Source organism: Streptomyces sp. GS7, assembly GCF_009834125.1.
Taxonomy (GTDB): domain Bacteria; phylum Actinomycetota; class Actinomycetes; order Streptomycetales; family Streptomycetaceae; genus Streptomyces.
Genome location: NZ_CP047146.1, coordinates 8,575,675 through 8,590,141, shown reverse-complemented (window position 1 = coordinate 8,590,141; position 14,467 = coordinate 8,575,675). Strand labels below are relative to the sequence as shown.

The 14,467-nt window shown below is 70.3% G+C and carries 16 protein-coding genes and 1 pseudogene; 10 read left to right on the top strand and 7 right to left on the bottom strand.

The window, feature by feature from the left end; translation table 11 throughout:
* The first annotated feature begins 25 nt into the window (after nt 1-25).
* The 3 genes from GR130_RS37380 to GR130_RS37370 all read left to right on the top strand — a co-directional run bounded on the left by GR130_RS37380 (nt 26) and on the right by GR130_RS37370 (nt 3,517).
* Complete coding sequence (locus tag GR130_RS37380; protein ID WP_159508854.1) at nt 26-631, top strand: DUF3995 domain-containing protein; 606 nt, start codon at nt 26-28, stop codon at nt 629-631.
* Between the two features lie 644 nt (nt 632-1,275).
* Entirely contained in the window at nt 1,276-2,337 is a 1,062-nt protein-coding gene (locus GR130_RS37375) for an acyltransferase family protein (protein WP_159508852.1), read from the top strand.
* A 337-nt stretch (nt 2,338-2,674) separates the two neighbouring features.
* Entirely contained in the window at nt 2,675-3,517 is an 843-nt protein-coding gene (locus GR130_RS37370) for an arylamine N-acetyltransferase family protein (RefSeq protein ID WP_159508850.1), read from the top strand.
* 153 nt (nt 3,518-3,670) lie between these two features.
* Here the strand turns inward: GR130_RS37370 and GR130_RS37365 are convergent, their stop codons facing one another.
* The 3 genes from GR130_RS37365 to GR130_RS37355 all read right to left on the bottom strand — a co-directional run bounded on the left by GR130_RS37365 (nt 3,671) and on the right by GR130_RS37355 (nt 5,449).
* Entirely contained in the window at nt 3,671-4,108 is a 438-nt protein-coding gene (locus GR130_RS37365) for a RidA family protein (protein WP_236574074.1), read from the bottom strand.
* Nucleotides 4,109-4,341: 233 nt separating this feature from the next.
* Complete coding sequence (locus GR130_RS37360; protein WP_201305110.1) at nt 4,342-4,515, bottom strand: hypothetical protein; 174 nt, start codon at nt 4,513-4,515, stop codon at nt 4,342-4,344.
* A 169-nt stretch (nt 4,516-4,684) separates the two neighbouring features.
* Nucleotides 4,685-5,449, bottom strand: coding sequence for a spheroidene monooxygenase (locus GR130_RS37355; RefSeq protein ID WP_236573837.1), 765 nt, complete (start codon nt 5,447-5,449; stop codon nt 4,685-4,687).
* 167 nt (nt 5,450-5,616) lie between these two features.
* Between GR130_RS37355 and GR130_RS37350 the strand changes: the two genes are divergently transcribed.
* Nucleotides 5,617-6,240, top strand: coding sequence for a TetR/AcrR family transcriptional regulator (locus tag GR130_RS37350; RefSeq protein ID WP_159508848.1), 624 nt, complete (start codon nt 5,617-5,619; stop codon nt 6,238-6,240).
* 138 nt (nt 6,241-6,378) lie between these two features.
* On the opposite strand, the gene GR130_RS37345 is transcribed toward GR130_RS37350, so the two are convergent.
* Entirely contained in the window at nt 6,379-7,401 is a 1,023-nt protein-coding gene (locus GR130_RS37345; protein WP_159508846.1) for an alpha/beta hydrolase, read from the bottom strand.
* 336 nt (nt 7,402-7,737) lie between these two features.
* Nucleotides 7,738-9,417 carry a bifunctional 3'-5' exonuclease/DNA polymerase gene (locus tag GR130_RS37340; RefSeq protein ID WP_159508844.1) on the bottom strand — a complete coding sequence of 560 codons (1,680 nt, stop codon included), beginning with the start codon at nt 9,415-9,417 and terminating at the stop codon, nt 7,738-7,740.
* 652 nt (nt 9,418-10,069) lie between these two features.
* Here GR130_RS37340 and GR130_RS37335 point away from each other — a divergent pair.
* From GR130_RS37335 to GR130_RS41480, 5 genes and pseudogenes are all read left to right on the top strand, one after another.
* On the top strand, nt 10,070-10,345 hold the full coding sequence (locus GR130_RS37335) for a chaplin (RefSeq protein WP_159508842.1): 276 nt from the start codon (nt 10,070-10,072) through the stop codon (nt 10,343-10,345).
* A 250-nt stretch (nt 10,346-10,595) separates the two neighbouring features.
* Nucleotides 10,596-11,030, top strand: a complete 435-nt coding sequence (locus GR130_RS37330) for a rodlin (protein ID WP_159508840.1) — start codon at nt 10,596-10,598, stop codon at nt 11,028-11,030.
* A gap of 359 nt (nt 11,031-11,389) precedes the next feature.
* Nucleotides 11,390-11,623, top strand: a complete 234-nt coding sequence (locus GR130_RS40125) for a chaplin (RefSeq protein ID WP_201305108.1) — start codon at nt 11,390-11,392, stop codon at nt 11,621-11,623.
* A 270-nt stretch (nt 11,624-11,893) separates the two neighbouring features.
* Entirely contained in the window at nt 11,894-12,184 is a 291-nt protein-coding gene (locus GR130_RS37320; RefSeq protein ID WP_159508838.1) for a hypothetical protein, read from the top strand.
* A 156-nt stretch (nt 12,185-12,340) separates the two neighbouring features.
* Nucleotides 12,341-12,529, top strand: a pseudogene (locus GR130_RS41480) (rodlin); the annotation flags it as partial.
* A 460-nt stretch (nt 12,530-12,989) separates the two neighbouring features.
* Here GR130_RS41480 and GR130_RS37315 read toward each other — a convergent pair.
* The gene (locus tag GR130_RS37315) at nt 12,990-13,208 is read right to left on the bottom strand and encodes a hypothetical protein (protein ID WP_159508836.1); all 219 of its coding nucleotides are present in this window, start codon (nt 13,206-13,208) and stop codon (nt 12,990-12,992) included.
* A gap of 134 nt (nt 13,209-13,342) precedes the next feature.
* Between GR130_RS37315 and GR130_RS37310 the strand changes: the two genes are divergently transcribed.
* The gene (locus GR130_RS37310; RefSeq protein ID WP_159508834.1) at nt 13,343-14,188 is read left to right on the top strand and encodes a nitrilase-related carbon-nitrogen hydrolase; all 846 of its coding nucleotides are present in this window, start codon (nt 13,343-13,345) and stop codon (nt 14,186-14,188) included.
* 21 nt (nt 14,189-14,209) lie between these two features.
* Here GR130_RS37310 and tatA read toward each other — a convergent pair whose 3' ends face one another.
* Nucleotides 14,210-14,443 (bottom strand): Sec-independent protein translocase subunit TatA, encoded by a 234-nt coding sequence (gene tatA, locus GR130_RS37305; RefSeq protein ID WP_159508832.1) that lies wholly within the window; start codon nt 14,441-14,443, stop codon nt 14,210-14,212.
* Between the last annotated feature and the right edge of the window lie 24 nt (nt 14,444-14,467).

Below are 14,467 nucleotides of genomic sequence, written 5' to 3'. Positions count from 1 at the left end.
TGCCCCGGCGGGCAGAATCGCGGCCATGGAGAGTGCTCGGGCTGACGAGAGTGCGCGGGCGGATGGCAGCCGGTATTCGGTCGCCTGGCCGGGGTGGGCCGCCGCCGTATGGGGATTTGTTTTCGCCGTACCGAGCTTTTACTGGGCACTGGGCGGGGCGGCAGGGGCGGAGTCCACGGTTTCGCCGTCGCTGGTCCGCCTCGCGGAGGAGCGGAACGCCGGTTTTGTCGCCGTGTTGTGGCTGACCGGCGTGCTCAAAGTCGTCGGCGGGCTCGTGGGATTGGCATTGGTGCGCCGCCGCGCATGGGGGCGCGGGATGAGCTGCATACTCCAGTTGCTGGCATGGGGCGCGGGGGTGCTCCTGGTCTGGCACGGGGCGCTGTTCGTCGGGCAGGGGCTGCTCGTGGAGGCGCGCGCCGTCGAACTCGCGCCGGAACTGCGGGGGGTGAGCCGCTGGTACACGTATCTGTGGGGGCCGTGGTTCGTGGCCGGTGGAATCGCCTTTCTGCTTGCCGCCTGGGTCCATTCGGGGCGATTGGCCGAGCATCGGAGTGCCCGGATCGCCGGAGTGGTGGGCGGCTGCGGGGCGTTGCTGCTGTCCGTCATCGCGCTGGTTGCGGGACTCGGCTGAATTTTTCCGGTACGCGTGCGGTGCCTGCGCGCGTATGGTCCATATTTTGCGGCGTTTTTTCCGTGTTGAGTGGAGGGGCCGCGGAGGGCGGGGCCATGGTGGGCGGGCATGGCAGGGCGGGATTTACGGGATTCCGGTGGCGGGGCTAAGGTGCCTGGGGTGTTTGACGCCGCCACACTCCTCGTAAGGAAAACAAGGCGCGGGATTCGGCTTTCGGGTTCCCTTTCGGGGAAATGTTCGGGTCCGCGTCCGGCTCGTCCTCTGGGTGCGTACGAGGAGGGCCCTTGACGAACGATGTTCCGGCGCCCGGCGAGCGGCGGGTGCCGCTCCCGACGCCACGGCAGATGCCGGATGACGCGCCGGACGCGGGTGGCACGGCGGAAGGTACGGGCGCTTCGACGGCCACGCTCTCCTCCGCGGCAACCACGGAAGAGGAGATGGCGGACGCCAATTCGCCGGCGGAGGAGGGAATTCGAGCTGACGGGTCGGCGGGCGTCGATCGGCCGTACGGTGTCCTGACGGGCGAAGAACGTCAGGGGCATGCTGAAACGGTCCGCGGGCGTAAGGCCCGGGACGGTACGGCCGACGGTCGTAGCGCCCAGGGCGGTACGGTCAACGGGCGTAAGGGGAAAGCCTGTACGGGTATGCGTACGGGGCGGGGGGTGGCCGGTGCTGTCGGGGGCACATCCCGCGACGCGTTCTTCGACAACGCGAAATACCTGGCCATCGTGCTGGTGGCAATGGGGCACGCGTGGGAACCGCTGCGCTTCGGCAGCCGGACGGCGGCGGCGCTCTATCTCGCCGTCTATGCGTTCCACATGCCGGCGTTCATTATCATCTCCGGTTATTTCTCGCGCAGTTTCGATTTGCGCCGTGACCGATTGCAGCGGCTGATCACCGGCGTCGCGGTCCCGTACCTCATCTTCGAAGTCGCCTACACCTTCTTCAAACGCTGGGCAGGCGGCGCTCCGAACTACCCGATCAGCCTCCTGGACCCCTGGTATCTGACCTGGTTCCTGGTGGCGCTGTTCATCTGGCGGCTGACCGCACCGCTGTGGAAGATCGTGCGCGCGCCGCTGCCGCTGGCGCTGACCATCGCCATGATGGCGTCCGTCACGCCGGAGATCGGCGACGATCTGAATCTCCAACGGGTGCTGCAGTTCCTGCCGTTCTTCGTGCTGGGGCTGAACCTGCGGCCGGAGCACTTCGCGCTCGTACGCCGCCGGTGGGTGCGGATCGTGGCCGTCCCGGTCCTCGGCGCCGCGCTGCTCGTCGCGTACTGGGCCGCGCCCCGGATGAACGCCGCGTGGTTCTACCACCGCGACAGCGCGCAGGAACTGGGCGCCCCGTGGTGGTGCGGTGTGGTGATGACCCTGGCGATGTTCGGCTGCTCGCTGGTGCTGGTGGCCTGTTTCTTCGCCTGGGTGCCGGGCCGCACCATGTGGTGTACGGCGCTGGGCGCGGGCACCCTTTACGGCTACCTCCTGCACGGCTTCCTCGCGAAGGGGTCGCGCTTCTGGGGCTGGTACCACCACGCATGGCTGCACACCCCCTGGGGCGTGGTGCTGCTGACCCTGATCGCCGGGACCGTGATCACCCTGCTGTGTACGCCGCCGGTGCAGCGGATCTTCCGGTTCGCGGTGGAGCCGACGATGGCGTGGGCGTTCAGGAAGGAGCCGGTGGAGGCGGCGAGCGGGCGGGGGTGAGGCGGTGCGCGAGGCGACGGCCGGGGCACGACTGCCAGGACGTCGGCCAGGACACGTCGGCCCGGGCAACCAGGGCACGTCGGCCGGAGTGCGTCGGCAAGGGGGCGGCCGGGAAGGGAGGCGGCCGGGAGGGGGTGGGCGCTGGACGATGGGGCTCGTCGCGGGTCGGGCGCTGGTCCCAGGACCGGGTTGCCGTAGGCCGTGAGCCCGCGTCCGCCCGGTGGTGGGCCCGGCGGCCCCAGGTCGTCAGCCGAAGAGCCGATCGCCCTCCGGACACGGCGTCTCCTAAGCTCCCTCCAGGCTCCGGCAGGAGCACGCCATGACGAGGGGGAGCACCATGACCGCATCCCAGTGGGGCGGCGAGCAGCTCGATCTGGACGCGTATCTGATGCGTATCGGCTACGAGGGCGACCGCCGGCCGACCCTGGAGACGCTGCGGAAGCTGCATGCCGGGCACAGTGCGTCGATCGGCTTCGAGAACATCGAGATCGTGCTGGGCCGCCCGATCCCGCTCGACCTGGAAGCCCTGCAGGCGAAGATGGTCCGGCAGCGGCGCGGCGGCTACTGCTACGAGCAGAACCTCCTGTACGCCGCCGCCCTGGAGCGCCTGGGCTTCCGTGTCACCGGGCTCGGCGCGCGTGTCCGGATGGGCGAGCGCATGGTGCGCCCGGTCACGCACGCGCTGTTGAAGGTCGAGCTGGACGGTACGGACTGGATCACCGACGTCGGCTTCGGCGGTGAGGCGCTGCTCGCACCGATCCCGTTGCAGGACGGTGTCGAGGTGCAGCAGGGCGACTGGACCTTCGGCCTGGTGTACGAGAAGGAGGCCGAGTCGTGGGTGCTGCGCTCGCGGCACGACGACGGCTGGTTCGACCTGTACGCCTTCGGGGCGGAGCGCCGCTTCCCGGTCGACTACAGCGTCTTCAACCACTACATATCGACCCATCCGCGGTCGCCGTTCACCGGCAAGATCGTGGTGCTGCTGCCGCTGGCCGATGTGCGCCGCACGCTCGTCGGGCGGGAGTTCGTGCGGACCCGGCCGGACTGGTCGCGCGAGGTACGGGAGGTCGCGCCGGAGGAGATCCCGGGGCTCCTGGACTCGGAGTTCGGGATCACGCTGTCGCCGGCGGACGCCGAGGCGTTGGTGGCGACGTGTGGGACGGAGGGGGAGGGGGAGTGAGCGGATGTACGGGGGCCGGGGCGTGACGGGGAGCGAGCGGGCGTAGGGAGTCGGTGGCGTACGGGGGGAGTGGGGCGCTGCGCTGCGCGGTGCGGCGGGCGTCGGGGAGCGGGGAGTTGGCGGGGGAGGCGCGAGGTAGGGGCGGGGCCTTCGTCACTGCCGGACGACGGCGATGCCCTCGATTTCGACCAGGGCCGCTTCGTCCCACAGGCGGGTGGCGCCGATGACGGCCATGGCCGGGAAGTCGCTGCCCACCAGGCGTTTCCACACCCGCCCGATGTCCCGGGCGTGCCGGCGGTAGTCGGCGATGTCGACGGCGAAGACGGTGAGCTTGGCCAGGTCGGACGGCCTGGCGCCGGAGGCGGCCGCCACCTCCAGGAGGTTGGTCAGCGCCCGCTCGAACTGCTCGACGATGCCGTCCCCGACGATCCGGCCCGAACCGTCGAGGGCGGTCTGCCCGGCGAGGAAGACCAGGGTGCCGGGGGCGGTGGCGCGGACGGCGTGGCTGAATCCGGTCGGCGGTGCGAGGTGGGGCGGATTGATGCGCTCCAGATCGCGGCCGCCGGCGGTATCGGTGACGGGAGTGCCGATGGGCGGGAGGGCGTCACCGGCCGGGGTGGATCCGGCGGATGGGGCGGCATTGCCTGCCGGGGCGGTGCGGCTGCCCGGGGCGGTGCCGCTCTGCGCGTCGCTCCCGCCGGGCTGACCCTGTTGCCCGTGTTGCCCGGGTCCTGCCTGTGCCCGCTGCCCGTGTGGACCGTGTGGGCCGCGCTGACCGTACTGGTCGTCCGCGCTCGGCTTCTCCGTCTCACCGTCGTCAACGCTCATCCCTGCCGACTCCCCTCCGCCGCCAACTCGTATCGCGCCCCCAGGGATTGAAGCGCGTCCTGCTCCTCCTGGGGAAGGAGTTCATCGGAGATGACGAGATCGAATTCGGCCGGCGGCGCCAGCTCGTAGAGCGCCTGTCGGCCGAACCCGGAGTGGTCCACGAGCAGCACCCTGCGCCGCGCTCCTGGCTGGCGCGGCGCTCCTGGACCAGGTCCTCGATGGTCACCCGACCCTCGGCCGGCACCCGGTCGGTGATCCGCTTGCGGCGGTTCTCGGGGCTCGGCTTCGTGACCGGCGCCTCAGTCGCGACCGGGGCGTCGGCTGCCCCTTCGGTGTCGGTCAACGCTGGTCCCTTCGCGGATCGGATGTCCGTCGTCGGTCTGCTGCCGGCCCCCTACCCGGCGAGTTTAGGACGTGGCCGGGCTGCGCGGCCGTGGTTATCGGCTCGGCGCCGTCCAGCGTGCCCTGGGCGCCGTAGGGGCGGCAGCGGAGAAACGCGGCTTCGTGGTGGAACGGCGCCGCCCGGTGTTCCTGGACCGCTGCCTTGTGCTGAGGCTGCGCGGAGCCGTATGCGTAGCGGCTCATCGCGGAGACGCTCTGCCATAGGGAGAACGTGCCGACGAAGCGCGGCGGCCTGGCCAGGGCGGTGGACGCGAGCAGGGCGGGATCGGCCGCGGCCCGGCCGGCGGCGGCGGAATTGGCGCGCAGGAACGGGACCGCCCGGCGCAGCCGCAGCTTCCCCAGGGTGAGGACGGCGACCGGACCGTCCTCGTCCGCCGACGCGGCATCAGGGTCCGTCTCGACCGGCATCGGACTCCAGGCGCCCGAGACCCGCACCGGCAGCAGGCGCACCTGCCAGCCGCCGGACAGCAGGCGGGGCAGCGGGTCTTCGGCGAGGAAGCGGTCCAGGGCGGCGTCGTCCTCCCATGAGGCGATCAGCGCGGCCCGGCCGGGGCGCAGCTTGGGCGGGCCGGAGGCGATGGCGCCGGTGAGGGTGGTCTCGGCGTAGCGCAGGCCGGGGGTCGCTCCGGGGCGGGGGCACTGGCCGAGGACGGCCCGCACGGAGCGGACACCGACGTCGGCGAGATGTACGGAAACGATCACGGCTCTGCCTCCCTGCCCGATCCCACGGAAGTTACGAAGTTACCTATGCGTATACCGCTTGGTACACGGCCAAGTATCCTTCATCGCGAGGACAGTTGCGAGCGGAATCCCCCGGCCGAAACGCGCCAGCTCCCACCACCCGCACCGACACCGCACGAGGACGTCGCATGAGCGAGATCGACCGGAACCGCGCCGCCCGGGCCGAGGCCAGGACACGCATCGAGGACGTGGCCGCCCGGCTGTTCGCCGAGCGCGGCTTCGCGGGCACCACCATCGGGGAGATCGCGGCCGAGGCCGGTCTGAGCAAGCCGATGCTCTACCGCCACTTCGACTCCAAGCAGGAGCTCCATCTCGCCCTGCTGGAGCGGCACCGAGACGAGCTGGCCGCCGCCCCCGTCCATGAACTTCTGTACGGTGAGGGTGACTTGGGCCGCCGTATGGAGGCGATGTACGACGCCTGGTTCGGGTATGTGCAGGCCCACCCGTACACCTGGCGGATGATGTTCCGCGACACCACGGGCGACGCGGAGGTGCAGGCCTTCCACCGCGAACTCCAGCGCAGGCAGCGCGCAACGGACATGGCCCTGCTGCGCGAGTTCGTCCCCGGCATCCCGGAGGCCGAGCTGGAACCCCTCGCCGAGGCCATCCGCAGTTCGCTCTATGGGCTCGCCCTGTGGTGGCTGGATCGCCCGGAACAACCACGCGAGGTCCTGGTCGCGACCATGACCCGCATCACGCGTGGCTTGATATCAACGGTTGAGGGGGTGGGGGAGGGGCGTTCGGATGGCTGAGGGGCGTTCGGGCGGCGGAAGGGCCGCACGGCAGAGGCTTCTCGTACTGCTGCGGCTGCTCGTACCGCTGAAGCCGCTCGTACCGCAGAGGCCGCTCACACCGCCCCGGCCCTCACCCCGCCCCCGAGCCACCGCCTCCTAAGCCACCGCCTCCGGGTACAGCGCCGCCCGCAGATGCTCCGTCCAGTGGGCCGTCGTTTCCTTCGCCAGGCGGGTTTCGGGTGCGTACAGCTCGAAGCCGTGCCAGGCACCGGGGACATTGTGGACGGTGACCGGCACTCCGGCATCCATCAGGCGCCGGGCGTACGCCAGGCCCGCGTCGCGCAGCGAGTCGAGGTCGCAGACCTGGACATAGGCGGGCGGCAGCCCCGAGAGGTCGGAGGCGCGGGCCGGGGAGGCGTAGGCATCCGGCGTCGTCCCCTCCGGCGGGTAACCCTCCGGGAGGTAGTGGCGCCAGACCGCGCGGACCGAACGCCGGCTGTTCACCAGGGGGTTCGGGGTGGCGTCGGAGGTGTCCACCGGGATGGGCTCATCGGCGACGCGGTCGTCCAGGTCGGGGACGCACATCGACTGGTAGGCGATGGCCGGGCCGCCGCGGTCGCGTGCCATCAGGGCGACTGCCGCGCTCAGCCCGCCGCCCGCCGACCTGCCGGTGACGGCGATCCGTTCGGGGTCGATGCCCAGTTCGGCCGCCTGCGCCGCCGTCCATTCCAGGGCGAGATAACAGTCCTCCACACCGGCCGGATAGCGGTGCTCGGGCGCGAGGCGGTATTCGACGGCGATCGTGACGGCGGGCAGGTTGCGGCAGAGTTCGAGCGCGGTGCGGTCCTGGCCGGGCAGCGAACGGCCGATGGCATAGCCGCCACCGTGGAAGTGCAGTACGGCAGGCAACGGCGCCGCGGAGGAGGCGTCACCGGTGTCACCGTTGTCACCGTCGTCCTCCGGCCAGTAGACCTCGACCGTCAGCGCGCTGCCGTCCGGCCGCGGGACGTCATAGCGCTTGCTGCGTACGCCCGAGCGGTCGGCCGCCCGCATCGACAGCAGCGCGTGGAACCTCTCGCGGGTGGCCGCGATGTCCTGGTACGCATCGGAATACGGTGGCAACGCCTTGAGGAACGGCACGAGTTCGGGGTGGACCTGTATACCGGGCGGTACGGCCATGACGGGCGCTCTCCTCTGGTCACGACGGGCGTACGCAGCGCGCGTGCGCACACGCCTCACTCTGCACCGTGGCACCGACAGCCGCTGCAGTAACGGCGAAAGAGGTGCGTCGGGGCCGGTGGGTGGTCCGGTACATGGCGCGGCAGACGGCCTGGCAGATCGTCCGGGAACGGCACGTCTGCTTCAGCCGGCAGCGCGGCCATACGTCGATGCCAACCGGCGCCCCCGCGCGCCCGTAGCGGGACTGCCCGAACGCGGGATTGCCCGAACGCGGGACTGCCCGCTCACGGCACTCCCCATCTCACGGCACACTCGCCATCTCACGGCACGCCCCGCTCACTTCGCGTCCGCGTAGCACTCCACCACCGCCGTGGTGAACGGGAACCGCACCGGTGTCGGCCCGAAGGCGATCCGACCCGCCGAGTCCGCCGCCGTCGCGATCGCCTCGGACACCGTCCCGGCCTCCTCCACCGGGCAGTGCACGATCACCTCGTCGTGCTGGAAGAAGACCAGTTCGGCGCGGAGTCCGGGCCGTGCCAGGGACTGGCGCAGCGCGGCCAGCATCAGCAGTGCCCAGTCGGCGGCGCTGCCCTGCACCACGAAGTTGCGGGTGAAACGGCCGCGGGCGCGGGCCGCGGAACTGCTGCCGTATCCCGTGGGTGCCTCGTCCTCCTGGGGCAGGCCCGCTTCGTCGGGGGTGGCCATGGATGCGGGCGGGCAGGTGCGGCCCAGCCACGTGCGCACCAGGCGGCCCTCCTCACCGGCGCGGGCGGCGTCGTCGACATACGCCACCGCGGCCGGGTAGCGGCGGCGGAGATCGGCCATGTGCTTGAGGGCGTCGCCCGAGGTCTGGCCGTAAATGGCGCCCAGCAAGGCGAGTTTGGCCTGGTCGCGGTCGCCGCCGAAGGCGCGCGCCGCCAGATCCGCATACAGGTCCCTGCCGCTGCCGGCCACCTCCATCAGGCCCTGGTCGCGGGAGACAGCGGCCAGCACCCGCGGCTCCATCTGGTCGGCGTCGGCGACCACCAGGCGCCAGCCGGGGTCGGCGCGCACGGCCTGCCGGATCACCTTGGGGATCTGGAGGGCGCCGCCGCCGTTGGTGGTCCAGCGGCCGGAGACCGTGCCGCCGGGCAGGTACTCGGGGCGGAAGCGGCCGTCGTGCACCCACTGCTGGAGCCAGGACCAGCCATGGGCGGTGTGCAGGCGGTAGAGGGACTTGTACGCGAGCAGCGGTGCCACCGCGGGGTGGTCGATCTGCTGGAGTTCCCCTTTGCGCGTCGAGGTCAGGGCGATGCCGGCACGGGCGAAGGCCCTGATGATGTCGTTGGGCAGATCGGGGCGGACCCGTACGCCCTCCCCGAAGGCCCGCGACACCTCGTCGGCCAGCTCCGCCATACGGCGCGGTTCCAGCCCGCCCGGATAGCGCTCGCCCAGCAGCCCGTCCAGCACCTCCCGGTGCACGTCCGCCCGCCAGGGCACTCCGGTCCGCGCCATCTCCGCGGCGACCAGCATGCCCGCCGACTCGGCCGCCAGCAGCAGCCGCATCCGCTCCGGATGCTCGGTCTCGGCCGTACGCGTCACCTGGCCGGCATAGACCTCCAGCAGTGCGGTGAACTCGTCCGTGCCCGGTGGCAGCGGCACCGGTCCCGGCTCGAACAGGGACGGCTGGGTCTCGGCGGCGCGGGCGGGAGCGTCCCGCGGGACGGGCAGGCCGTGCAGCCGCGCCCAGGCGGCGGCCAGCGAACGCGGCTGGCCCGACTGGCCCTCCTCGTGGCCGATCAGCAGCGCCTCCGCCGCCTCGACGTCGTAGCAGCGCTCGACCCGCACCCCGCAGGCCAGCAGACGCCGGTAGATCTCGGCCGTGGACCGCCACACCCAGCGCTCGACCTCGGGGCGGGACCGCACCGCCTCGGTGAGCGAGGGCTCGCTCACCACGGGACCGGCGGGCCGCCCGTCCTGAGTGAGCGGACAGAGACGAACACCCCCGTCGTCCGTCTCTGACACCGCCCATCTCATGCCGCCGAGTCTTGCACCAGGGTCTGACAATGCCGCCGAGCCCGGCCTCGGCGAGGCACCGGGAGCAAGGCGGCGTCGCCGACGGTGCCGTTCCCGGCAGTGCCGGCACATCCATGGCGGCTGCCCCGGGGGCTGTCCGGGGCAGGTCCCCTGGCGGCGCCCTTCGCAACGCCCGCATCGCCCAGGTCCTGACCAGGGTGCGCGCGGCCAGGGCCCGCCGCACGGCAGCGGTGTCCGGCGTCATCTGCCGTGTCGTCACGGTGAGTTCGGCGGCGGAGGCGACCTGCGCCTGGACGCCGGCCAGCCGCGCCACCACGTCCTCGGCCGGGGCGTCGGCGCCCGGCGTCAGGCTCTGCTGCCGCAACCGCCAGGCCGGCACCTGCGCGTGGGATACCTTCATGACGCCATTGCACACGACGCCACTGACAATCAACCGTGTGTCACGGTTGACGTGCGACGATGGCGCGGACGGCGGGCATCGGAAGCGGTAGAGCGCGTGTCGTAGGGGCGCCACTGCTGTCCCATACGACACTTTCATCCACTATCACCCGATTGGTCCCGCTACTTTTGCCCGGTTTGTTGCGTTGAACTGCTTGTCGCTCCAGGCGGCGCGTACAGAATCCTGAATTCTGCTCAGTGAATGAGGTTCATCGTGAAGATTGTCTCCAAGGCCGTCGCCCTGTCCGCCGCCGCGGGCATCGCCGTCGTCGGTGGGGCCGGTGTGGCGAGCGCCGGCGGCCACCACCGTCACCACCACCACCACAAGGGCGCCCTCGCCGTAGGCAAGGCCGTGGGCTCGCCCGGCGTGCTCTCCGGCAACCTCATCCAGGTGCCGATCGACATGCCGATCAACGTCTGCGGCAACTCCGTCACTCCCTTCATCGGGGTGCTCAACCCGGCGTTCGGCAACCTCTGCATCAACGAGTAGTCCCCGCCGAGCGGTTGAGGCTCGCCCCCTCCGGGGCGAGCCTTCCGCATGCCGCGCCCCGGGCCCGTCGGCGTTCCCGTCACGGCGTTCGGCGCGGGCCGGTGAAGGCCATGCCGCGCCGGCGCCCCGGTGCGGTGATATCTGTCTATGGTTGCGTGGCAACCGGGTGAATCGGCGAAACCGCGCCCTTGAAGGGGAGTTGATCCAGTGCGCTCTGGATACGGGCACTCCGCTGCGAGAAGGGTGAGATGTGACCAAGAAGGTTCTGGCCGCGACGGCTGCGACCGCATCCCCGGTCGGTATCTCGGCGACGGTCGCCCCGCAGGCGATGGCGATCGGTGGCCACCACGGCACTTCCACGGTGAACGGGAACCGCGCCAAGAGCGCATTCGGCTACTCCACGACGCACGGCAGGACGAGCCCGCAGCCGGAGCTGATCCAGGGCTCGCCGAACAAGCCGGGCATCGGTTTCCCCGCCGAGGCCGACGTCGGCTCCTCGGCCGGGAGCGTTCCGGTCACGGTTCAGGGCCTGGTCCAGGACGTGGCTCGGGACGTGGATGTCCCGGCCTCGCCGCGGAACCGGCAGTGTGCCGAGCACCCCGCCCGGGCCAAGGGCGGCGAGGCGCTGTCGCCGACCATCGACGACATTCCGATCCGCTCGGACAGCGGCGTGCGCAACCGCTGAGCCGGCCATCGGCCGCAGGCCGGGATCTCCGTGGCCCGCTCTCCCCGCGGCCCCGGGCCCGCGGTATCGCGTGACGAACCATAGGGTCGGAATTCTTCACCCCTATCGGCGAGAATTAATATTCGGCAGCCGCCCCGCCTGTTCGAATTGCGGTGTTTTTTCCGCATCGTATGTGCGGGATGTTTCCTGAAATGGTCTTGCGACGTTCGGGCGATTCCTCCGAAAACTTCTCCGCAAGAGTTTCGTCGACGAGGGGAAATCGTTACCAATATCGACAGCGGAGTTACGGGCGAGCAGATCCGCGCCCGTGCGACACGACGGTCGTGTGCGCTACGGACCCGCTGCAGGAAGGGCGCAAAGTGAAGTACGCAAAGGTCGCCGCAGTCACCGCCGGTACGCTCCTCGCAGTGGGCGCCGCTACGCCGGCGTTCGCCGACGCGGGCGCCAAGGGTGCCGCCAAGGGGTCCCCCGGGGTGCTCTCGGGCAACGTCGTCCAGATGCCGATCCACATCCCGATCAACATCTGCGGCAACTCGGCCAACTTCATCGGGTTCCTCAACCCGGCATTCGGCAACAAGTGCATCAACCGCTGACTCGAAGAAATTCGAGCCGTGTTGATGTGACCGGCCCCGGCTCGCCCGCGCTGCGTGTCGGGGCCGGTGGCATTCTGCCCGTACGGGGTGTGTCGGAACGGCCGGCAGCTTTCGAGTGGCGCCGCCAAGAAGGCGGAAATCCATAGTTTCTCCGTGGGGCGGCACTCGTTAGTCAGGGGGAAAAGCGGTGTTCCGAGCAGCGAAGTGATTGCTCACGCGGCGCTGATGTCGCGATCTCCACAAGCACCGCCCCAGAAGGGACAGTTGAAAGTGAAGTACGCGAAGTCTGCCGCGGTTGTGGCTGGTTCTGTCATGGCGCTGGGCGCGGCCGTCCCCGCTTTCGCTGCCAATCCCGGCTCGCCGCGCATGAGCCACAACGGCGCAGGGGCCGAAGCGCTGCACAACAAGCACCTTGAAGGCCGCCAGATCACGCCGCTGGTCGACACTGTCAAGAAGACGGCGGAAACCGTCAAGTACGGACCGAAGAGGATTCTCGGTGGTGCCACGGGGGCCACCAAGAACAGGAAGGTTTCGCTGCTCGGCGGTCTGCCGGTCAAGTAACGCATCCGGCGACGCGGAAATTCACTTTCCTGTGTGTTCGCCCGGTGAAATCGGCGCGGCTGTGAGACGCCTCAGCCGCCGGACCGTCAACGTGTACGCCGACCGGAACCGGACGGTCGGCACCACGGTCCGGATGGTGGATCGCAGCCGCGTTGCCCCTGCATCGGCCTGCCCGCCAAGGCGGACTTCGGCTCGCTGTTCGGCTCTGTCCCGGTCTCGGTGCGGGGCGTCAATGCGCTGTCCGCGCCGTGGAACCGGCAGTGCACCGAGCCCTCCACCCGGGCCAAGGGTGACGAGGCGCTGTCGCACGTCATCGACGACCCTTCGATCCGCTCGGGTCACGGCAAGCGCAGGAGCTGGACGCAAGTAATTCCCGGGCCGCCCAGATTTCCTTCGTCTGGGCGGCCCGGTTTTCTATTTCGGTTGCACGGGTGCGCGGAATTGTTATTCGCTCGTGACCGCGGGGCGGCGCGTCGAATCGTTGAGGATGGTGTGTGGTGGGGTGCATGCAAAATCCCCCGTGGGGTGGATGAGGGCGGCGGGGTATTTGGCATGGTGGCCGGAGGCGAGAAATGGGGACGGGGATTCGTTGTCGTTGTTCGGGTTTCTCGGTCCCCGGTGTATGTCGTGGTTCTGGAGCGGCGTCGGGGTCCCGTTTCGGGAGTTCCTTCTTCTGAAGGGTTTGCGCGATGAAGAAGATGATGGCGCCGCGGAAATTGCGGTGACGTTCGGGCGGGGGGTGCGGCTGCTCCGCGCGCCGTGGTGATCGGTGATCAGGACGACCCCGCACACCGTCAACACACTGTCAATGGCAACGGCTCCCAGCACGGTCCAGGGCGTCGACGTGCTGTCCTCGCCGCGGGACCGGCAGTGCGCCGGGAACCCGACGCAGGCCGAGGGCGACGAGGAAGCTGTCGCGCATCAGGGACAGCATCCCGATCTTCTCGGGCGGCGGCGTGGGCGACCGCCGACGGGTTTCGGCCCTGGCCGAGGCGCCGAGTGCGTTCTCGGGGGCCGGCTCCATCTGTGCGGGGAGCTGGCCCCCGGTGGTGCCGGCCGCCGCGGGGGTGCGTTCGAAGCGAGCGGCGGGTTTTTTCTGGCAAAATTGGAGAAAGGTTATAAAGGCTATTAAAGGTAATTAATCGAGGGGGAGTGGGCATGCTCATCGCGCTATCGCAGACGGACTGCGTGCTGGGAGATGTGCCGGAGAACCTCCGGATCGCACGGGAGCAGATCGAGCAGGCGGCGGCCCAGGGGGCCGATCTCGTGGTGTTCCCCGAACTCAGCCTGCACGGCTACCACTTGGGGGCGCTCAAGCGGGACAAGTCCATCGAGGCGGGCGATCCGCGGCTGCTGGAGCTGAGCACTCTGGGGCCGGACGTGCTGGTCGGCTTCCACGAGCACACCAGCCTGCGCGCGTACAACACTTCCGCGCACTACGCGGACGGGGCGCTGGTGCATGCGCATCGCAAGCTCTATCTCCCCAACTACCTGGCCTGGGAAGAGCGCAAGCACGTCAGCCCGGGGCAGTCGCTGCGCGCGTACGAGCTGACGAAGTCGAAGACCGGCGGGCGGGGCGCGACGCTGGTGTGCAACGACGCCTGGCAGCCCGTACTGCCGTGGCTGGCGGTGCAGGACGGGGCCGAGGTGCTGTTCGTGCCGACCAACAGTGCGGCGAGCCTGGATCCGGAGGCGATGGACACCGGGCTGTACTGGGACACGCTGCTGGCCTATACGGCGAAGATGCTGCAGTGCTGGGTGGTGTTCGTCAACCGGGTCGGCAACGAGCACGGGGCGACGTTCTGGGGCGGCTCGCGGGTGGTGGACCCGCGGGGCGCGGTGGTGGCGCAGGCGCCCAAGTGGGAGCCCGCGCTGGTCACCGTGGACATCGATCTCGCCGAGGCGCGCCGGCAGCGCCGGGCGGTGCCGCTGGTCGCGGAGGCCCGGCTGGGGCTGATCGACCGCGAGGTGCGGCGGTTGATCGAGGAGGGCGGCGACAGCTGAGTGCGGTGGCCGCCGGCCGGGTCAGTGGCCGGGGGCCTGTTCCGGGCGGGGGGCCTGCTCCACGTGGGGCGCCTGGTCCGGGCGGGGGGCGTCGGCCGGGCGCTCGTCCTTGAGGGCCTTGGCCTCCGACTTGAGGATGCGCATCGAGCGGCCGAGGCCGCGCGCCATGTCGGGGAGCTTCTTGGAACCGAAGAGCAGCACGAGCACGGCGACGACCAGGATCAGGTGCCAGGGCTCCAGGGCGTTGCGGAACATGGACGCTCTCGCTTTCGTCGGGGG